At 39.8% G+C, this 19,446-nt stretch carries 19 protein-coding genes; 9 read left to right on the forward strand and 10 right to left on the reverse strand.

Annotated elements, in window-relative coordinates; all coding sequences use genetic code 11:
• Positions 1 to 7 precede the first annotated feature (7 nt).
• The 4 genes from LZP46_RS04865 to LZP46_RS04880 form a co-directional block, all read right to left on the reverse strand.
• Entirely contained in the window at positions 8 to 1,489 is a 1,482-nt protein-coding gene (locus LZP46_RS04865) for a TolC family protein (RefSeq protein WP_178318859.1), read from the reverse strand.
• Between the two features lie 397 nt (positions 1,490 to 1,886).
• Positions 1,887 to 2,700, reverse strand: a protein-coding gene (locus LZP46_RS04870; protein ID WP_431520993.1) for an IS5 family transposase whose coding sequence is annotated in 2 segments (ribosomal slippage) — positions 1,887 to 2,319 and positions 2,318 to 2,700 — 816 coding nt in all. Because the reading frame shifts where the segments join, the coding sequence is not laid out codon by codon here.
• The gene (locus LZP46_RS04875) at positions 2,690 to 3,004 is read right to left on the reverse strand and encodes a hypothetical protein (RefSeq protein WP_035310653.1); all 315 of its coding nucleotides are present in this window, start codon (positions 3,002 to 3,004) and stop codon (positions 2,690 to 2,692) included. Before LZP46_RS04875 ends, LZP46_RS04870 begins: the two co-directional genes overlap by 11 nt.
• Before the next feature lie 255 nt (positions 3,005 to 3,259).
• Positions 3,260 to 3,703, reverse strand: a complete 444-nt coding sequence (locus LZP46_RS04880) for a hypothetical protein (RefSeq protein ID WP_004971845.1) — start codon at positions 3,701 to 3,703, stop codon at positions 3,260 to 3,262.
• Positions 3,704 to 3,958: 255 nt separating this feature from the next.
• Here LZP46_RS04880 and serC point away from each other — a divergent pair, with 255 nt between their 5' ends.
• Entirely contained in the window at positions 3,959 to 5,038 is a 1,080-nt protein-coding gene (gene serC, locus LZP46_RS04885) for a 3-phosphoserine/phosphohydroxythreonine transaminase (protein WP_236094839.1), read from the forward strand.
• 94 nt (positions 5,039 to 5,132) lie between these two features.
• Here serC and LZP46_RS04890 read toward each other — a convergent pair whose 3' ends face one another.
• Positions 5,133 to 5,273 carry a hypothetical protein gene (locus tag LZP46_RS04890; RefSeq protein WP_167562399.1) on the reverse strand — a complete coding sequence of 47 codons (141 nt, stop codon included), beginning with the start codon at positions 5,271 to 5,273 and terminating at the stop codon, positions 5,133 to 5,135.
• Positions 5,274 to 5,611: 338 nt separating this feature from the next.
• Between LZP46_RS04890 and LZP46_RS04895 the strand changes: the two genes are divergently transcribed.
• Positions 5,612 to 6,702 (forward strand): IS4-like element ISAba1 family transposase gene (locus LZP46_RS04895; protein WP_085940413.1). Its coding sequence is split into 2 segments (ribosomal slippage): positions 5,612 to 6,152 and positions 6,152 to 6,702, totalling 1,092 coding nucleotides; the frame shifts between segments, so codons are not numbered across the junction.
• 249 nt (positions 6,703 to 6,951) lie between these two features.
• Here LZP46_RS04895 and LZP46_RS04900 read toward each other — a convergent pair.
• Complete coding sequence (locus LZP46_RS04900; RefSeq protein ID WP_236094842.1) at positions 6,952 to 7,884, reverse strand: hypothetical protein; 933 nt, start codon at positions 7,882 to 7,884, stop codon at positions 6,952 to 6,954.
• Positions 7,885 to 8,123: 239 nt separating this feature from the next.
• Here LZP46_RS04900 and LZP46_RS04905 point away from each other — a divergent pair, with 239 nt between their 5' ends.
• On the forward strand, positions 8,124 to 8,591 hold the full coding sequence (locus tag LZP46_RS04905; protein WP_004971836.1) for a YaiI/YqxD family protein: 468 nt from the start codon (positions 8,124 to 8,126) through the stop codon (positions 8,589 to 8,591).
• Positions 8,592 to 8,603: 12 nt separating this feature from the next.
• A complete protein-coding gene (locus LZP46_RS04910; RefSeq protein WP_236094844.1) occupies positions 8,604 to 9,515 on the forward strand; it encodes a DMT family transporter in 912 nt (303 codons plus the stop codon).
• A gap of 76 nt (positions 9,516 to 9,591) precedes the next feature.
• Here LZP46_RS04910 and LZP46_RS04915 read toward each other — a convergent pair whose 3' ends face one another.
• A complete protein-coding gene (locus LZP46_RS04915) occupies positions 9,592 to 10,155 on the reverse strand; it encodes a PilZ domain-containing protein (protein WP_236094848.1) in 564 nt (187 codons plus the stop codon).
• Between the two features lie 26 nt (positions 10,156 to 10,181).
• On the opposite strand from LZP46_RS04915, the gene LZP46_RS04920 reads away from it, so the two are divergent.
• The 3 genes from LZP46_RS04920 (at position 10,182) to LZP46_RS04930 (ending at position 14,661) form a co-directional block, all read left to right on the forward strand.
• Positions 10,182 to 11,417: a lipoprotein-releasing ABC transporter permease subunit gene (locus LZP46_RS04920; protein ID WP_026438219.1), complete on the forward strand. Its 1,236-nt coding sequence runs from the start codon at positions 10,182 to 10,184 to the stop codon at positions 11,415 to 11,417.
• A complete protein-coding gene (gene lolD, locus LZP46_RS04925) occupies positions 11,410 to 12,093 on the forward strand; it encodes a lipoprotein-releasing ABC transporter ATP-binding protein LolD (RefSeq protein ID WP_019837944.1) in 684 nt (227 codons plus the stop codon). The genes LZP46_RS04920 and lolD overlap by 8 nt, the downstream gene beginning before the upstream one ends.
• A 132-nt stretch (positions 12,094 to 12,225) precedes the next feature.
• A complete protein-coding gene (locus LZP46_RS04930) occupies positions 12,226 to 14,661 on the forward strand; it encodes a DNA internalization-related competence protein ComEC/Rec2 (RefSeq protein ID WP_236094850.1) in 2,436 nt (811 codons plus the stop codon).
• On the opposite strand, the gene LZP46_RS04935 is transcribed toward LZP46_RS04930, so the two are convergent.
• Complete coding sequence (locus tag LZP46_RS04935; RefSeq protein ID WP_236094851.1) at positions 14,618 to 15,607, reverse strand: lysophospholipid acyltransferase family protein; 990 nt, start codon at positions 15,605 to 15,607, stop codon at positions 14,618 to 14,620. The two genes, LZP46_RS04930 and LZP46_RS04935, sit on opposite strands and share 44 nt — an antisense overlap.
• Before the next feature lie 127 nt (positions 15,608 to 15,734).
• Here LZP46_RS04935 and sppA point away from each other — a divergent pair, with 127 nt between their 5' ends.
• Entirely contained in the window at positions 15,735 to 16,757 is a 1,023-nt protein-coding gene (gene sppA / locus LZP46_RS04940) for a signal peptide peptidase SppA (protein WP_236094853.1), read from the forward strand.
• Positions 16,754 to 17,572, forward strand: a complete 819-nt coding sequence (locus tag LZP46_RS04945) for an alpha/beta fold hydrolase (RefSeq protein WP_236094854.1) — start codon at positions 16,754 to 16,756, stop codon at positions 17,570 to 17,572. The genes sppA and LZP46_RS04945 overlap by 4 nt, the downstream gene beginning before the upstream one ends.
• 89 nt (positions 17,573 to 17,661) lie before the next feature.
• Here LZP46_RS04945 and purN read toward each other — a convergent pair whose 3' ends face one another.
• Both purN and purM read right to left on the reverse strand, forming a co-directional pair.
• Complete coding sequence (gene purN / locus LZP46_RS04950; protein WP_236094857.1) at positions 17,662 to 18,291, reverse strand: phosphoribosylglycinamide formyltransferase; 630 nt, start codon at positions 18,289 to 18,291, stop codon at positions 17,662 to 17,664.
• A 10-nt stretch (positions 18,292 to 18,301) separates the two neighbouring features.
• On the reverse strand, positions 18,302 to 19,372 hold the full coding sequence (gene purM, locus LZP46_RS04955; RefSeq protein ID WP_236094858.1) for a phosphoribosylformylglycinamidine cyclo-ligase: 1,071 nt from the start codon (positions 19,370 to 19,372) through the stop codon (positions 18,302 to 18,304).
• Positions 19,373 to 19,446 lie beyond the last annotated feature (74 nt).

Here is a 19,446-nt window from a genome sequence, read left to right on the forward strand (position 1 = left end):
GGCTCCATTAGCGAATATAGTGGGTGTTGGCATGTTGAATGTAGGTTGGAAATTCTGCAATCGAGCCATGGCTTTGTAATAGTGTGGCCAGTGACATCACATATTTGTAAGCATTCAAGGCAGTTTCAGCTCGTAGTCCGCTCAGCATATTTTGTGCATCGATGACCTGTGTGGCGGTGCCCGTATCTTCTTTAAAAGACAATTCTTGGATGCGTAAATTTTCCTGTGCGGCTTTCAAGTTTTGTGCCAGAAGTACATCACTTTGCTGTGCACTAAGTGCTTCGCTATAAGATTTATAAATCAGATTTTCAATTTCCTGCTGGGTGCGTGCAGTAAGCAGTTCTGTTGCAGAGCGTTTGAGTTCGGCAGCCTGAATATTCTTGTTTTTATCGATCCCGGAAAACAGGTTATAGCGTGCGGCAACCCCGACAATCCAGTTTTCATTTTGATCCAGACTATATTCGCCAAAAGCAAATACATTTGGTTTTTTCGCTGCTTGCTGGGCTTTCACATTGGCTTGGGCCAATTGGGTATCCAGCTGCATTTTTTGAATCAGCGCAGAGTTCTGACTAAAAGTTTTTAGCAGATGATTTAAGGCCTGTGGCTCGGTTTTATTGACAAATAAAGGCATCGAAAGCTCAGTGATGCTACTTTCCTGAAGCAGATTATTCAGCTGGAACAGCGCTGCATTCAAATTGGCCTGCGTATTTTGCTGGCTGCGCTCGGCATTATTACGTGCCACTTCAAATTGCATACGCTGGCCTTTACTGATAAAACCTTGCTGTTCCATTTTTAAGGCATTGCGATAATGCTGCTGCATGGCATTCAGATTAAACAGCGCAGCTGCATGCAATTGCTTTTGGAGCTGCACATTAAAATAACTTTGAATCAGTTCAAAACGCTGCGTATCTTGCTGCTGTTTGTTGCTGAGCTGACTACGACCGACCTGAATATTGGCAATTTCTTTGGCACTACGGGTGAGGCCTCCAGTATATATTGGCATAATCACGGAAACAGTGGGGCGAATCACCTGATCTTCAAGGATGACATTAGACGTATCCGGAATCAGACCAACTCCGCTATGAATAGTATTGTTAAGTCCATCACGCAGTGGATCAGTAATACCTGCAGGTAGATCCACGCCATTACTGGCCTCCCACTCATTAAGCCGGCCATTCACGCCTTGAGAGAGTGAATTCTCCAGATTATTTTTAAATTGCTTTAATGGAATATCGACTTCACTGTGAAAGGCATAGGCACGAACATTCAGGTCGACACGTGGCAGACCTACGCCTTTTACTGCTTCAGCTTCAAGTTTTGAAGCCTGTTCCAGACTTTGATAGGCTTGGCTGCTATAAGAATTTTGCAACAACTGACGTTCAGCATCCTGAAAGCTGATGCTCTGTGCATGAGCAAAGCTGCCATACATCATAGATGCAAGCAGATTTAAACCCCAGACAAGCTGTCTTTTATTTTTCTTTAAGTTCATAAAGTCGCTAAACTGATATAAAGCCGGTAATGTTATCCCGCTAGTATAAATCAAAGGTTCGCAGATAGAACTAGTGTAAAGTTATAGTATTGTTTCTTGTACATTTGTCTATAAAAAGCACGCTTATGCGTCCTCTAATCTTCTTTTTTTACCTTTTCTTTTTAAATAGCGTTTTTTAGCTACTTTTTCTCTATATTCTTTTAAAAGTCTTGGATTTTTTGCGATTAATTCATCCATATTGCTTTTTCCCCCCTCGAAATTCAGGATGTTGCTCTCGCATTTTTTTACATTCACTCTTTTCTCGCCAGATTTTAAAGAATAAATAAAGCTTGCTGAAGCATCTCTACGTAAAACTTCTTCTTTAAATAAAGGGGTGGCAATAGATCTCTTGCGAAAGTTAATTTAAGAGCATCCAATTCACCATTCCAGCAATTAAATTCATTCTTAGACCAAATCGTTTCCGTCTATTTCTATGGCGTTCTGTTAATATCCGAAAATGTTTAAGTTTGCCGTTGATATGTTCAATTGTGATCCTACGCCGACTGATTTCTTGGTTGATCTGTTTTGCTATTTGGGGTAATGATAAATTGTTAGGTTTCTTGATTGGAATGAGTAACTTACTCTTAATCTGATGAAATCCTTTATAGGCTAAATCTGCCATGATATAAGGATAAATAATCATCTCCTTCAAATGCTTACGCGCAATGTTCAGATCGTGTTTTCTGCCATCTTCAATCTGTATACTTACAATTTGCTTTAATTGGGGGTTAAAAATGACCTGTGTTTTTAGCGTATGTTTCTTCTTTTTACCACTATAGAATTTTCTTTGTTTTTTTGGGACGCTCAATCTGTGACTCAGTAACATCAACGATTACATAATCCCCCTCATTAAACTTTTGATTCCTTTTCGGCAATGCGAAAATCCGTGATTGAATCAGAGCATTTTCAACTTTCTGAATCGTACGATTCACATTACTTTCAGCTAGGTTATAGTCGGCGGATAACTCAATTTGAGTTCTATAACAGCGTAAGTAATTTAAAGTTAACAACAATTGATACTCTAAACACAACGAATGAGGTCTTCCAGATTTTTTCTTGGCAAGTTCAGCATGTTGTAACACTGATACCATTTTTAAGAATAATGGACGAGGAACTCCAACAAGTCGTTTAAATTCTTCATCATTAAATCTTGTTAAATTTTCATATTTCATGAGATGAGTATAAACAATTTTTTACTTTCGCAAGAGGTCTAATATTAGTGAAAAAATAATTAGTTTTATAGCTAATCATAGATTCCAAGATATTTTGAGGTAACAAAATTACAGGTCCAACAACTTTATTAGGCCCCCAAGGAGCGTGAGGAAGTGAAAATTTTGATTTTTTCCATTCGTTATCGATTGCACAAAAGAAATGAATAGCCTCTTTTGTTTCAGTCGTTTCTATACCTAATTTTTCACATTGTTCTAATGTATATTCTGCAAAATGTTTAAAGCAAATATTAGGGTTTGTTGACAATTCGTCTATGTTTGCGGCATGAGAGATATATCTCGCAAGGTTTTTTAGCTGCTATAAGGCATGGGACAGGAAATTTAGTCATTTTAAATGACTGGCACATAACGCAATAGCAGCAAAAAATATGCTCGCCCTGAAAGGCTGTGGCTAAAACTTTCTCAGATTGCGTTATGAAACTTAGCAATAATCTCGCTATTCCTTGCGTTTCATGCCTGATCTGCTCAGTTTTAGCCTACAGCACAAGCCATTTATGAAATGTCAACAGACCCTAGTCGTTATATCTGAAATAGTGTCCGGACCTATACCATCTGCAACTAATATTAATTCTTCAAGATCTTCTAATAAGCCTGTCTGAGCTGCCTGAGAAGACTTTAAGCATGTGAGTATATATTCAACTTTAATATCGTGTGATCCTTTGCCATTTACTCCTTCTTTAGTTGCACCAATGCCAGTATATTTGGGCTCAGGAAAATGGGAGCATAATTTTCTTGCTTTAATTTCATCTTTTTCTTTAAGAGCTTCCATTAAACATTTCATAAAATTTTGCTGAGTAGTCAGAGCAGACTTGGAATGTATGTTCTCACAACGAGTTAAATAATAACTATCAATGTATAAGCGAGTATCTGTTTCCAGATTAGGGTCAAAGAAGTCAACTTCAAGTAAATTTTTATCTACCTTAAAGTGATTGAGGAATGTTGTCATTGTTTATTTTTCCTTTAATATTTATTTAAAATATCATTTAATTAGGAGTAGTGGGTGGTTTTTTTGATCAATTTGCGACAGATATTGTCGCACACATTTCAACCTCTTTTTTTGATTTAGTAAATTTATCCCTCGAATCTACATTGATTTTTTGACTCTATCTTGGCTCATAGATTGAAATAATTTTGTGCAAGACCCTGCCAGATATGGTTAAATGCCATCATTTTATTGTGTTTCACTCTGAAAGGAAAAATCATGCGCGCGTACAATTTCTGTGCTGGTCCTGCTGCATTACCTACAGCCGTACTTGAAAAAGCCCAAGCTGAAATGCTAGATTGGCATGGCAAGGGACTTTCCATTATGGAAATGAGCCATCGTAGTGCCGACTATGTTGCCATGGCTGAAAAAGCGGAAGCAGACCTGCGCAAACTCATGAATATTCCTGAGAACTACAAAGTATTGTTCTTGCAAGGTGGTGCATCGCTACAATTTTCTGCAATTCCATTGAATTTGTTGGGTAAAAATAATAAGGCAGATTATATCCATACGGGTATTTGGTCTGAAAAAGCTTTAAAAGAAGCGCAGCGCTATGGCGATATTCATGTCGTTGAAGCAGGCATTCAGATTGAAGGTAAGCATGCTATTAGCGAACAAAGCCAATGGAACTTATCTGCCGATGCTGCCTATGTGCATTATGCAGATAATGAAACCATTGGTGGTTTACAGTTTGCCAATATTCCTGAAACGGACAAGCCGTTGGTATGTGATTTCTCATCAAGCATTTTATCTGCACCTTTAGATATCTCTAAATTTGGTCTGATTTATGCGGGTGCGCAAAAAAATATTGGCCCAGCAGGCTTAACCATCGTGATTGTACGCGAAGATTTACTTGATCAAGCCAAGCCTGAAACTCCGAGCATTTTGGAATATTCTGCACAGGCAAAAAATGATTCCATGGTGAATACACCAGCAACTTATGCTTGGTATTTATCTGGTTTAGTATTTGAGTGGCTATTGCAAAACGGTGGAGTAGATGCGATTCATCAAGCTAACCTAGAAAAAGCGAAACTGTTATACGGTTATATCGATTCAAGCGATTTCTACGCGAATCCAATTTATAGCGCAAACCGTTCAATTATGAACGTTCCGTTTACTTTGGCTGATGCCGCACTAGAAAAACAATTCTTGCAAGAAGCTGAAGACAACCGTTTGTTGAACCTGGCAGGTCACCGTTCTGTAGGTGGTATGCGCGCAAGTATTTATAATGCAGTGCCATTAGAAGGCGTACAAGCTTTGGTTAACTTTATGGATGACTTTGCAAAACGTCATGGTTAATAGAAAGTGGTAAAAAGCAAAAACCCAGCTGTATTAGCTGGGTTTTTTTATAGAAATAGGTGAAAAGTCATAGTGGCTTGTTGATGAGTGAAACTTAGAACACAAAAAAGTGTAAGCCGTAGGCGGAGAGCAGCATGCCTAATGCAAAAAATAGACAAGACATCGGGTCGAGCTGAAAGCGTTGCTCAAGTTGATGTTCAACATGCTGTAAGTTTTCTTCTTGCACGATTTTCATAGATATTATTTTCCGATGATCTATTTATCGTTAAATATTTAAATACGGCTATATTTTTAGCATAAAAAATTGATTAAATAAAGTACTAATTTTATTTTAAATATAATATCTAACAATAATAAATTAATTCTATGCTGATTTTCAAAATCTGCACCATTCAAAGCTTTCAGATTATCTACGGTGTTTGGTGCAGATGTTTGGTTTTTAAAAAAACTTACCCACATATTCGATTTAAAATATGGCTGATTTTGAATTTATAATAAATTTCTCTGTACACGACAAAAATAGATAACTCATTGAAATAATGTCATAATAATTGTTTTCTAACGACGAATACTATGACACATCTCAATGAGTTATATCTTATCTTAAACAAATATCTAAAATGGAACAAGTCACATTTAAAGTGCTTTGCGCTCATCATGCTTGTGATTATTTTAAAGCAAACATGTAATCTTTCTTCTGCATCTAAAGCCTTGCCCATCAAGTGCTTACCACAATCATTTTATCGACGTATGCAGCGCTTCTTTGCAGGTCAGTATTTTGATTATCGTCAAATTTCTCAGTTGATTTTCAATATGTTTTCATTCGACCAAGTGCAACTGACTTTAGATAGAACCAATTGGAAATGGGGAAAACGAAATATTAATATCCTGATGCTCGCAATCGTTTATCGTGGAATAGCGATACCTATCCTTTGGACATTGCTTAATAAACGTGGAAATTCAGATACGAAAGAGCGTATTGCTTTGATTCAACGCTTTATAGCCATTTTTGGTAAAGACCGTATTGTGAATGTGTTCGCAGACAGAGAGTTTATCGGTGAGCAGTGGTTTACATGGTTAATTGAACAAGACATCAACTTCTGCATTCGTGTTAAAAAAACTTCATTGTCACCAATCATTTAGGAAAGAATCATAAAATTAGTGATTTATTTCGCCATCTTAAAGTTGGTCAAATTGAATGTCGTAAACGACGGATTTTGGTTGGTCGGGTGAAACTATATATAAGTGCACTACAGTTAGAAAATGGAGAGCTTTTACTCGTCGTTTCTCCTCAGTTTAATGCCAATGCTATTCAGGATTATGCATTACGCTGGGAAATTGAAACCTTATTCAGTTGTCTCAAAGGACGCGGGTTTAATCTTGAAAATACGCGCTTGACAGACCCTAGACGAGTGAAAAAATTGATTGCGGTGTTAGCTATAAGCTTCTGTTGGTGTTACTTAACGGGTGAATGGCAACATGATCAAAAAAAAGCGATAAAAATAAAGAAGCATGGACGACTCTCAATGAGTTTATTTCGCTATGGTTTAGACTATGTTCAAATGGCGATTCAGCGTTTAATTGGTTTTGGGAAAAAAGAAGAGTTTAAGGAAATTTTGGCAATTTTAAGAAGGCAGAACCCTGATAGGATAAGGGTTCTGTGAAATTTGTCGTGTACAGAGAATAAATTTAAAACTGTGGATAACTGTGTTTTTTTGAATTTAAAATGCTTAAATAAGCATCAATATATTCACACCATCAATAGCACTTTTTCATAAATCAAAAAATAATCATAAGCCATCAGTGAAATAAGTATTGAAAGTTCCTTCTCCCTGAGGAGAAGGCGAGGATGGGGGGATGGTGAATATAAGTTTATTATTTAGACAATCGACTTGATGTTTGTGGTTAATAACCTACTGTTTTATATTATGAATGTTGGCTTGAACCCAAATATTGCCACGAATGTATTGTCCAATTTCGAAGTTTTGATGCGCAGGATTTTTAGTTGCAAGACGAATTAAAATTGCAGGCTGATTTTCATCATGAATTAGAGTGACATCATAAACAGTATAGGTTTGATTCATGAATTCAAAACTGCTTTTACCAACAACATTGCCTTGAAACCATGCTTCATCTTCTTGACCGATATTTTCGCCATATAAATATGCGACCATTTTAGAAAAATCCACCGTTACAGGTGCTTTATCATCTTCAGACTTAGGTTGCCATGCGTCAATTTGTTCTTGCAGATTGGCAGGAGCAACACCATCATTTGCCGCTAAAATATCATTCAGCGCACGGTGATGTTTAATCGAAGCAGGATCATCAACTACTAATTGTTCACCTTCAGCAACAGCCTCTAGTTCATATGCCCAGGCGTTTAAGTGCACCCAATAGCTTTGATCTTTTAGGTATTGTTGATGGTTAACACTGTATAAACTATCAAAAGCATAGACAATGCTATTGTTACCTAAATTGAGTCGAAGTACCGCTTGAGTATTAGATTTGCAACTAATGATACGTTCAATTTTAGCTTCAACTTTGTAAGGGCTTTCAAAGCAAGGGAAGGCAGTTTTTACAGCTTGTGGTTTGTTATTTTCAACCGCAATGACTTGCATCAATTGAATTGCCTCTTTGCTTGGGCCTTGAATTAGCCACGTGCTTTGATCCATTTCTGCTTCATGACGGCATAAACCCATTGGCATAATTGGTGCATCTAGAGCCAGCCCTAACCATTTTGGAACTTCGGTGCAGGGTTCATCCGTGAGTAAATTCCAATGTTCAACATGGCTGCCGAAGTTCTGATCTTCAATGCGGATGATTTCTGGTCTATTTTGATTGTTCATAAGCACTTTGAGATGTTAGGTTCTTTTGTTTACTCTTAGATCGAGGGTTATTTCGATTTTTCAAGTCTTTGGCTAAAATTTCATGTTTTGCAACTGCATTTGTACAGATTGTGCATAGCTATGCAGCAGTAACAAAATCACATCCATCTACACTTTAACATGCAATTCTGAGCATTTTAAACATAGTGCAATTTAATGAGTTTGATACACTAGTCGCATATTATTATCAGGGTTGCACAGTGCTGCCATTTAAACTTTGGGTTGATGCAGATGCATTGCCTAAAATTCTAAGAGAAGTCATTTTACGTGCTTCAGATCGTTACCAGCTTGAAGTCACTTTTGTTGCCAATCAATCGGTGGGGATTACACCTTCGGTACGGATTAACTCTATTCAAGTTATGCATGGTGCTGATGCTGCCGATCAGGAAATTGTAGATCGCATGAAGGAACACGATATTGTGATCACGCAGGATATTCCATTGGCGGCACAAGTGATTGAAAAGGGTGGAATTGCAATTCATCCAAGGGGTGAAATTTATACCGTTGCCAATGTGAAAGCGCGCCTGCATTTGCGTGATTTTATGGATACGTTGCGTGGCGCAGGTGTTCAAACAGGCGGGCCAGCGCCTATTTCAGAACGTGATAAACGCGAATTTTCAAGTAGTTTAGACCAAACCATCCAAAAGCAAAAACGTAAAACCGCTTAACACGAGTCACGCATGCCTTCTAAAACCAATATTATGATGACTTATGCCTTATTGGTTTTTATTTGGGCAACGACGCCTTTAGCAATTGTTTGGAGCGTGTCAGATTTACACATGCTTTGGGCTTTGGTGCTGCGTTTTTTCATTGCTTTGCCTTTAGCTATTATTTTACTGCTGCTGTTAAAAGTGAAATTTCCAAATCATCTACAAGCGTGGCATAGTTATCTGGCAGGCTCATTTAGTCTGATCGGTTCTCAAATTTTTACCTACCTTGCCACCGCTTATTTAAGTTCAGGTATTATTGCTCTGATGTTTGGTCTAACACCTATCATAGCGGGGTTGATTGGTCGGTTTGTGTTTCAGTTGCATTTGGCACGTATTCAATGGATTGGGATGACTGTGTCCATTTTAGGGCTTGGTATTATCTGCTTTGGTGGCGAAACACAGCATGTGCACCCTCTGGGTATTGTTTTAATGTTGTTTAGTGTACTGACCTACACCATGTCTATTTTTTGGGTGAAAAAAATCAATGCGCAGGTTGAACCTGTAGCACAGGCAACAGGTTCCATCTTGGTATCGACCATTGCGGCTTTATGTATTGTGCCCTTTATTTGGCCATTTATACCGACTAGCTTGCCAAGTCTTAAATCTATTGTAGCTTTGCTTTATACCGTGATCATGGCTTCTTTGATTGCGATGTTTTGTTATTTTAAATTGGTACAGAATATTCAGGCGACCACTTTATCTTTAACCACCGTTATGACGCCAATGATTGCCTTGTTAATTGGTGCGCTACTCAATCAAGAAGCTTTGTCGGTTATGGTTTTTTTGGGCGCTTTGATTTTATTGTCAGGCTTGGTGCTGTATTTTTATCGTGATCTTAAAGCGAGTCGGGCATTGGCTCAGAAAATTAAAACACCATCTTAAAGATATGCAAAGATGGTGTCATCCACCTAATTTTGTATACGCGAAGATGCAGAAATGATTTATTTTATTTCTTAGATTATGCTTGTTGTAAAGCAATGGCTTCAGCAAGCTTGACGCGGTCCTGAGGGTATAAAGTAATAAAATACGCCCCGGTACGATACTGCCCATTTTCTTCTTCACGGCTGTAAACCACTTGCGCCGTTGCGGCTATGTGGAAAAAGTTTTCAGGATGGCTGAGCGTGACATGAATATAACTGCCAGTGTTTAATTCACGTTCACTATAAAAACTTAAACCGCTTTCTGAAAAATTGATCTGTTCAGGTACAGGTAACATGCTTTGTACAATTGTATCGTATAAAGACCCTGTAATAAGGTTTAATTTTTGGTTGAATAAGGATAAGATTCGTGCAATTTGTTGATCTTTTTCAGTTAATTGTTCTAATTCGTAGTTTAATGCATGATCAAATTGATCTAATTCTGCGAGTAGTAGAAAATAACGCGGTAAAACAAAATTAGCATCATAAGGGTCATTTAGCGCAACATCTTCAGAAATGATCTGGTAATTGATTCTCAGGGCAGCATCAATTCGTGACAGGACTCGACGATCAGACGCGACGCTTTGATGCTGTAAATTTTCCATAATGTATTACCTCGGACTTTGATGGTATGTTTAAACCAATCTCGTTATATATAGGGTTGAGATATACGCGCGCTCGGCGCAGTAACCACTTTATTTCTTTTATTGCCTTAGTTTCGATGATCGGTCTAACTTTAGGTGTTGCCGTCCTCATTACCGTACTTTCGGTGATGAATGGTTTTGATCGTGAGTTAAAAAATCGTGTCTTAGGTATGATACCTCAAGCCACTGTTTCATCAACGCAAATTTTAACAAATTGGCCAGAACTTGCAACGAAAGTTGAGCAGCATAAGCATGTTGTTGGTGCTGCGCCATTCACGCAATTGCAAGGCATGTTGACCGCACAGGGGCAAGTGTCGGGCATTATGGTCACGGGAATTGAACCTGAATACGAAAAGAAAGTATCCATCATTCAAAACCATATGGTTGCAGGCAGTATCGATAACCTGAAAAAGGGTGAATTTGGTATTGTTTTGGGTAAACAAATGACTGATGCCTTAGGCTTGGGCTTAAATGACAGCATCACCTTGGTTTTACCTGAAGCGACGCCGTCACCCGCAGGAGTTGTACCGCGTTTTAAACGCTTTAAGGTGGTGGGTATTTTTAGTATTGGTGCAGAAGTTGATTCAATGATGGGATATATCGCCCTGAATGATGCTTCGACTTTGCTGCGTTTACCCGATGGTGCGCAAGGTGTACGTCTAAAACTGGATGATATTTTTGCTGCACCACAAGTATCTCGAGATATTGTGCAAGAGTTACCTGCTAACTTTTATGCTTCAGACTGGACGTATACTCACGGCAACTTGTTTAGCGCCATTCAAATGGAAAAGGCCATGGTAAGCCTATTGTTATTCCTGATTGTTTTGGTGGCTGCATTTAATATTGTGTCGTCTTTAGTGATGGTCGTGACTGATAAAAAATCGGATATTGCGATTTTAAGAACCTTGGGCGCATCACCAAGCACGATAACCAAAATTTTTATGGTGCAAGGTACGGTCATTGGGGTTATTGGCACAGTTTCAGGTGCGATCTTGGGGATTATTTTTGCGTCTAGTATTAGTGGTTTTATTGCATGGCTGAACAATGCATTAGGGCTAAATTTATTTGATGCCTACTTTATCAACTACTTACCTTCCTATTTAAGATGGCAGGATGTGGTGGTGATTGTAAGTTTGTCGTTAATTTTAAGTTTCTTGGCGACGATTTATCCTGCGTTACGTGCCGCGAAAATTCAACCAGCAGAGGCATTGCGTTATGAGTAATATTGTTCTGGAAGCCAAGCAAGTTTCTAAACACTTTACCGATGGCAAAACCACTGTTGAAGTGATTCGTGGTTTAGATTTAAAAGTTCAGCAAGGACAGTTTGTGTCGATTGTTGGAGCAAGTGGTTCGGGTAAAAGTACTTTGTTGCATGTTTTGGGTGGCTTAGACCGACCAAGTACAGGCGAAGTATTTTTAAATGGGCAGCGTTTTGACAATTTAGGCGAAGCTGAGCGTGGTTATTTGCGTAATCAATACCTCGGTTTTGTTTATCAGTTTCACCATTTGCTACCTGAGTTTAGTGCGCTTGAAAATGTCGCGATGCCGTTAATGTTACGTGCGGGCACGAATTATAAAGAGGTGAAGGCACAAGCAGAGTATCTGCTTGAGCGTGTCGGTTTATCGCATCGTTTAACCCATAAACCCGGTGAGCTTTCTGGGGGGGAACGTCAGCGTGTCGCATTGGCACGTGCATTGGTGGCGAAACCCGCACTCATGCTTGCCGATGAGCCGACTGGAAACTTGGACCGTAAAACTGCAGTTAAAATTTTTGAATTGCTGCGTGAATTACGCAGTGAATTTAACATGGCAATGCTGATTGTGACCCATGATGAGGAGCTGGCAAAATCTGCCGATACAATTTTGCACATGCAAGATGGTATTTGGGTAGATACTTAAGGGCATAGCTGGTAAAGCCGCTCAAAAGTGATTGCGTTTAAAACAGTAATTGCTTGAATAAGATTGTTTTGTTGAAGCCCACTTCGGTGGGCTTTATGATGCATGTTAATAAAAATAATAAGTCTAATATTCATGCTGCAATTGATTGGTCTGGCTTGGGTGATTGGGATCGCCTGTGTCGGAATACGTTCTTCTTCTTTTCCAATACATTCATTGACTGCGATGCCCAGCGCAATGGTTTTACTGATTCTATGCTGTATCGTTGTGCAATACTTGTTGCAAGTTCGCTTATCTTCAATTTATTGGAAATGTTTGAATGTAGGAGTGGCAGGGGTTTTGAGTCTTGTTCTCGGCTTGATCTATGCCGATACTCAGATGCAGCAGCGATTACAATGGCGCGAGCTACAACCTGAATTTACCGAAGTTGTAGTTTATGTCAGAGAGTTAAATCAACTGAATGACAACGGCATTTCACAAGTGGTAGAAGTGTTAAACCGACATCCTCAAACCGTGACATGGTTAGCGACTTTAGCTCAGACCCAAGTAGATCATGGGCATAATTTAGAACTTGGACACTATTACAAATTAAGTGGAAAAATTCGCCCAGCACATAGTTATGCCACCGCAGGGGCATTTGATGTAGAGCGATGGTATTTACAACAAAATATCATGAGTGGTTTTCGGGTGGAGCAGGTTCAGCTCATTCCGCCAGAACAAATCTATGCCATGGGCTTTACACAACATTGGCGTGCACAACAAACGTTATGGGCAAAATTTCGTTTATGGATTGAGCAGCAGCGTTATCAAATTCGTTTGTTTATTCAGCAGCAACCTTTGCAGCACCCAGGTCTCATTCTTGCATTACTTACAGGAGATAAAAGCTTATTAGATGCAGAAACTGAAGCGCAATTTCAGCGTTTTGGAATTAGTCACTTATTGGCAATTTCAGGACCGCATGTGCTGATTTTTGCAGGCATGCTCTGTTGGGCGTTGCATCAGCTTATTCGGTGTTATCGTCCGCATTGGTATTTGTGGATGCCTAAACAATATTTGCTCATGTTGCCATTTTTAAGTTGTGTATTGCTGTATACCGCCTTTGTTGGTTTTGAAATTCCTGCCTTAAGAACCTTGCTCATGTGCAGTCTCGTTACAGTAATGCTGGTGATGAAGCAGAAGCTTCAAGGTTTTGCCTTACTTATTTATAGTGCTGCCTTATTATTATGGTTTGATCCTTTAAGTGTGCTGTCTGCTGCTTTTTGGTTGTCATACGGTGCGTGTTTTATTCTGCTGCGTATTTATCAAAGCCTGAGTGAGCAACCTCGTATAGACCTGAATCGTTGGCAGCAACTGAAACATGCCAGCAAAATTTTAATTGAATCACAATGGAAAATTTTTATTGCCTTATTTCCTTTGGTGATTGTGTTTTTTAAACAAGTGGCGTGGATTGCACCGCTTATTAATATCATCGCAATTCCATTGATTGGTATGCTGATTGTGCCTTTAGATATTTTGGCAGGAATTTTCTTTTTTATTTTTCAACCTTTGGCGTCAATGCTGTTCCAATTAAATGATCTAGCTATGGCTTTATTGCGCTTGATTTTTCAGGGAATGGAAACCGTTTTTGCACCACGGTTACACACTTTGTCGATGTCTGTAGCGGTATATGTCTGTCTCTGTCTAGGCTTATTTCTGCTGTTTTTACCACAAGCGGTATTGCCTAAAGCTTGGGCAATCTTGTGTTTTGTTCCACTGATTATAGTCGAAAGCCAACGGCAACCATTTGAATTGACCGTACTAGATGTAGGGCAGGGGCAAGCTTTATTTTTACGTTCAGGTCATTACAACATGATGATTGATGTGGGTGGTTCTTATGATGAAAGTAAGTTTAGTATTGGACAGCAAATTTTACGTCCGTTTTTAGCAGTGCATGGTGTCAAGCAACTGGACTTGGTGGTTTTAAGCCATTTAGACCAAGACCATAGCGGTGCTTTTCCTTATCTACAAAATGAAATCAAGATTCAGCATGTCTTTGCCAATCAGACCGTAGATGTGGCAGTAAATACCAAATTTAATTTGTGTCAGCAAGGGCAGCGGTGGACTTTACCGCATCAGGTACAGATACAGGTTTTGTCTCCCAAATTGAGTCAATTACCCTATGCCGCACAGCAACAAAATGAGTTGTCATGTGTGCTGTATATTTCAGTGCCATCCGCACAGCCTTATCAGCATTTTTTAGTGATGGGCGATGCAGGCTGGGCAACTGAATATCAGTTATTGCAGGAATATCCTGATTTAAAAGTGGATGTGTTAATTTTGGGGCATCATGGGAGTAAGCACAGCTCTGCCTACGATTTTTTAGCACATTTTAAACCTAAATTAGCCGTGGCATCTGCGGGTTTTGATAATCGTTATGGACATCCTAGTCCTTTAGTTCAGCAACGCTTGGCTGCGCTCAATATTCCGTTCATCAACACCATACAACAGGGCAGCATACGTTTTTCTGTAGATGCTCAACAGCGTATGCTTATACAGCCGTATCGGCAGCAGAAGTTGTGGCTGCAGCGTTAGCTTGGTGCTGTGTCTGGGTACGTATAGCCTGCACATCGGCCAAAGCTTCTTGTATAGGTTTATGATAGACCCCGCGTAAATCTGGATGGGCTTTGTAGCGTTTATAACTCCAGTGATAATGCGCAGGATAACGACGAATCAAATCTTCGATGGCATGGTGAATGATTGCCGTTCCTGCATTGGGATCACAATCATATATGTGCTCATCTACCGCTTCGATAAACATATCAAAGCCTTGATCTGCATTTCTTAACGCATATAAGAACAAAGCCTTTGCTTTGGTTTTTTGAATCAGTTTTGCGCTTAAATTACTCGATTCCAACGGAATACCAAAAAAAGGAATCATCTCACCACCAATATTGGGGGTATGGTCTGGCAAAATGACAGTGGTTCCGCCTTGTTTAAGTGCTTTAAAAATCTGTCTTACCCCAGATTCATCTGTCGGAACCAAATGTGCCCGTTCACGACTGCGTGCCTGGCGCACAAAATCATCAGCCGCAGGATTTTTGACAGGTTTATACATGATGGTCATTTGCGTAAATTGAGCGACCCACGCATTCATAATTTCCCAAGTACCAAAATGCGGCACAATCAAGACCAAACCCTTTTGCGCAGCCAGTGCTTCTTGTAATAGTTCTAAACCATGTACCTGATGAATTCTTTGAATATTTTTTTGATTGCTTGATCCCCAAATATGAAAAAACTCAAAATAAGACGTCAGTTCGTTACGAATTGCTTGCTGGGTAATTTGTTGGCGTTGCTGTGAACTCAGCTCAGGAAGTGCTATTTGTAGATTAAGCTCAATGGTTTGAGAGGTCTTACTCAAACGCATTGTATTGACCAAAAAAGCTAAAGATTTTGCAAAAAGACGCGCAACAGTTAAAGGTTGTCGACTGACAAAATTAAGCAAGCGCGATAAAGCCGTTGTTGGTGCGGGTTCGGTCATAACGACAGCATCAATGGATAGAAAAGATAAAGATATAAAATATTATAGGAGAAAATACAGGCTTTAGACAGTTTTTGCCAATTCCGTGTATATAATGGAGCAAATTTACTATTTTTTGGATTGTTTCATGTCCGATTGGCCACCAAAACCACAAAATGAATCACATCAAATATCTCCACAAGCACAGCAGCCAACAGGCAATGAGTGGAAACTATTAGAAAAAGCTGTTTTGGCTTCAGTTGAAGAACAACGTCGTGCACGTCGTTGGGGAATTTTCTTTAAGTTTTTAACTTTTGCTTATGTCTTTTTACTGTTGGTGATTATGGGCAAAGGGTGTAGTACTACAACCACGAATACATCGGCAGCGAGTCCACATATCGCGGTGGTGGATATTGTCGGAACAATTGCATCTGACAAGCAAAGTGTCAATAGTAATGACACCATCAAGTCACTGAAAAAAGCCTATGAAAACAGCAACAGTCAGGCGGTCGTGCTAAATATTAGCTCTCCGGGTGGTTCACCTGTACAGTCCGATGAAATCTGGCAAGAAATTCAATATTTGAAAAAACAGCATCAAGGTAAAAAACTTTATGCCGTGATTGGCGATACTGGCGCTTCTGGTGCGTATTATATTGCTTCCGCTGCAGATGAAATTATTGTCAATCCATCAAGTTTGGTGGGTTCGATTGGCGTAATTATGCCAAATTATGGTCTGAGCGGTTTAATGCAGAAGATGGGGGTAGAAGATCGCACCATGACCTCTGGAGAAAATAAAGCTTTATTGTCGATGACGCAACCTGTTGATCCTGAACAGAAAAAACATGTACAAGCTGTATTGGATAATGTGCATGGTCACTTTATTCAAGCAGTGAAAGATGGACGTGGCGCGAAACTAAAATCACAAGATCCTGCGATTTTCTCAGGTCTGTTCTGGACAGGTGAGCAAGCTGTGACTTTAGGCATTGCCGATAAGATTGGCAGTTTAAATAGCCTGAAACGTGATTTAAACCTAGATAAAACAGTGAACTATACCATTGAACACAGTCCTTTAGATTCTGTGTTGGGACGTATGGGCGCGGCAGTGGGAGAGGGCTTTGCCACTTCCTTATCTCAACATATTCAGACTGAGCAAAACGCGAAATTAAAATGAAACCACTGATTCATTTTGCGCATGCCAATGGCGTGCCATCGAAGGTTTATCAAAAACTGTTTGATTTACTTAAAGATGACTACGATGTGATTTATGTCCCTTTATTGGGTCCAGATAAGCGTTATCCGATTGATAATCATTGGCATAGCTTAACTCAACAAGTGATTGACAGTATTGTACGTCAAGCTCAGGGGCGTAAAGTAATTGCATTGGGACATTCTTTAGGTGCAGTGTTGTCGTTTCAAGCCTCTTTACAACGCCCTGAATTATTTGAACAAGTGATCATGCTTGATCCACCTTTAATTATGGGCAAAGTATCGGTGTTTTTACATTTTGCTAAAATGTTTAAGCTCAAAGCAGTAGATCAAATGTCGCCTGCATCTTTGTCTTTGCGCCGTCGTGATCATTGGGAAAGTCGTGAGCAAGCTGCTGATTTATTGCGTCCGAAAGGTTTTTATCAAGATTTCGATGCCGATTGTTTTCAGGCTTATATTGAGCATGCTTTAACTGACGACCATGTTCGAGGCGGAGTACAATTGACGATTCCAAAAATGGACGAAGTAAATATTTTTAGAACCAATCCCTCGCTTTGGTGGTTGCCGCAAGCAAAACTGCAAGTGCCGACAGAATTGATAATTGCAAAACAAGGGCCTTTCCTAAAAGCAGGTTTCCCACAAATAACCGCCAAGAAATTTAAAATTGCTTATCAAGTGGTTGAAGGTGGACATATGTTCCCTTTAGAAAAACCTGAAGCTTCGGTGCAGCTAATTAAAGACTTAATTAAAGCACAGCAGAGCAAAACTACTTCTGTTTGATTCAGTCTGAACCAAGTACGAGCCATAAAAAACGCCTGATCAACAGGCGTTTTTTCGTATATTGTAAAAGCTACAGACTTAAAGAATATTTAAAAATGGCAAAACTGCACAGGTTGTTGTAAAAGTTGCTGGCGGTAGATCACGCCTTGTGCAGTGTGCTGAATCGTTCCGTTACAAATCCATTCAACCACTTGCGGGTAAATTAAATGCTCTAACACATGCACACGATTAGCCAAGCTTTCGGCATCATCATGGATATTTACTTGCAACACACCTTGTGCAATTGCCTGGCCTGCGTCTAATTCAGCACTAACATAATGCACCGTACAGCCATGTAAGATATCGCCAGTATTGAGTACACGTTGATGAGTGCGCATGCCTTTATAATGCGGCAAGAGTGAAGGATGAATGTTGAGCATTTTACCTTCCCAAGCTTGCACAAATTGGGCACTTAAAATACGCATAAAGCCCGCAAGCACGACCAAATCGACATCCCATGCAAGTAATTGTTGATGCATGACATCATCAAATAATTCACGACTCGGATAGTGTTTGTGCTCAATCACGGCAGTTTGAATCCCTGCTTGTTGAGCGCGTAGTAAAGCATAGGCATCAGGCTTATTGGAAATAACCCCAACAATTTGCCCTGAAAGATTGGCATCTATCAGGGCTTGTAAGTTACTTCCGCTGCCTGAAACAAGGACAGCTATTTTGATCATGTGAGTCAAATCACGCAAAAATTACGCGAATTTTTTCATCTGCGCCTTCAACAGATTCGGCGTTGTCTTGAATATGACCCATCGCCCACGCTTTTTCGCCAAGGCTGTTGAGAAGTTCAACTGTTTTGTCAACATCGTTGGCATCGATAGCGACAACCATACCAACACCACAGTTAAAGGTACGATACATTTCAAACTGTTCTACACCACCTTCACGTTGTAATAATTTGAACAGTTCTGGCCACTCCCAAGATGATTCGTCAATCACTGCTTGCGCACCATTTGGTAATACACGTGGTAAGTTACCTGGTAAACCGCCACCTGTAATGTGCGCCATAGCATGTACATCAACTTGTTTGCACAGTTCAAGCATCGATTTGACATAAATGCGAGTTGGTTCCATGGCAACGTCAGCCAGAGGACGACCATCAACCAGTTGAGTTAAATCAACATTTTTTACGTCTAAAATTTTACGAAGTAAAGAGTAACCATTTGAGTGTGCGCCTGAAGATGCAACACCAATTAAAACGTCACCCGCTTTTACTTTAGAGCCATCAATAATTTTGCTTTGCTCAACCACGCCTACACAGAAGCCTGCAAGATCGTAATCTTCACCTTCATACATGCCTGGCATTTCTGCTGTTTCACCACCTACAAGCGCACAACCTGCAAGCTCACAGCCTTTACCAATACCTGTCACAACATTGGCAGCAACGTCTACATTTAAGTGACCTGTTGCATAGTAGTCGAGGAAGAATAAAGGTTCAGCACCACATACCAGCAAATCGTTTACACACATTGCGACTAAGTCTTGACCAATGGTGTCGTGGCGGTTTAGGTTCAACGCTAAACGTAATTTAGTCCCTACACCATCTGTGCCAGATACGAGGACAGGTTCTTCATAACCTTTCGGAATTTTACAAAGTGCGCCAAAGCCACCTAATCCACCCATCACTTCAGGACGAGTAGTACGCTTAGCGACAGATTTGATACGATCGACTAACGCGTCGCCCGCTTCAATATCGACACCAGCATCTTTATAGCTTAAACCAGTGGTAGGGTTAGAAGTTGAGTTGCTCATAATGAAGTCTCCGCATTCGCGGGGCCGATTATACCTGAATATACGAAACTCTTATGTTATTTATGCGCCAAAAT

The sequence above is a fragment of the Acinetobacter sp. SCLZS86 genome, from assembly GCF_021560715.1.
Taxonomy (GTDB): Bacteria; Pseudomonadota; Gammaproteobacteria; order Pseudomonadales; family Moraxellaceae; genus Acinetobacter; species Acinetobacter towneri_A.

What these genes read in the sequence shown, in the direction of transcription:
- LZP46_RS04865 (WP_178318859.1), bottom strand. Translation starts at nt 1,489, where the DNA reads ATGAACTTAAAGAAAAATAAAAGACAGCTTGTCTGGGGTTTAAATCTG.
- LZP46_RS04880 (WP_004971845.1), bottom strand. Translation starts at nt 3,703, where the DNA reads ATGACAACATTCCTCAATCACTTTAAGGTAGATAAAAATTTACTTGAA.
- serC (WP_236094839.1), top strand. Translation starts at nt 3,959, where the DNA reads ATGCGCGCGTACAATTTCTGTGCTGGTCCTGCTGCATTACCTACAGCC.
- LZP46_RS04890 (WP_167562399.1), bottom strand. Translation starts at nt 5,273, where the DNA reads ATGAAAATCGTGCAAGAAGAAAACTTACAGCATGTTGAACATCAACTT.
- LZP46_RS04900 (WP_236094842.1), bottom strand. Translation starts at nt 7,884, where the DNA reads ATGAACAATCAAAATAGACCAGAAATCATCCGCATTGAAGATCAGAAC.
- LZP46_RS04910 (WP_236094844.1), top strand. Translation starts at nt 8,604, where the DNA reads ATGCCTTCTAAAACCAATATTATGATGACTTATGCCTTATTGGTTTTT.
- LZP46_RS04915 (WP_236094848.1), bottom strand. Translation starts at nt 10,155, where the DNA reads ATGGAAAATTTACAGCATCAAAGCGTCGCGTCTGATCGTCGAGTCCTG.
- LZP46_RS04920 (WP_026438219.1), top strand. Translation starts at nt 10,182, where the DNA reads ATGTTTAAACCAATCTCGTTATATATAGGGTTGAGATATACGCGCGCT.
- lolD (WP_019837944.1), top strand. Translation starts at nt 11,410, where the DNA reads ATGAGTAATATTGTTCTGGAAGCCAAGCAAGTTTCTAAACACTTTACC.
- LZP46_RS04930 (WP_236094850.1), top strand. Translation starts at nt 12,226, where the DNA reads ATGCTGCAATTGATTGGTCTGGCTTGGGTGATTGGGATCGCCTGTGTC.
- LZP46_RS04935 (WP_236094851.1), bottom strand. Translation starts at nt 15,607, where the DNA reads ATGACCGAACCCGCACCAACAACGGCTTTATCGCGCTTGCTTAATTTT.
- sppA (WP_236094853.1), top strand. Translation starts at nt 15,735, where the DNA reads ATGTCCGATTGGCCACCAAAACCACAAAATGAATCACATCAAATATCT.
- LZP46_RS04945 (WP_236094854.1), top strand. Translation starts at nt 16,754, where the DNA reads ATGAAACCACTGATTCATTTTGCGCATGCCAATGGCGTGCCATCGAAG.
- purN (WP_236094857.1), bottom strand. Translation starts at nt 18,291, where the DNA reads ATGATCAAAATAGCTGTCCTTGTTTCAGGCAGCGGAAGTAACTTACAA.
- purM (WP_236094858.1), bottom strand. Translation starts at nt 19,372, where the DNA reads ATGAGCAACTCAACTTCTAACCCTACCACTGGTTTAAGCTATAAAGAT.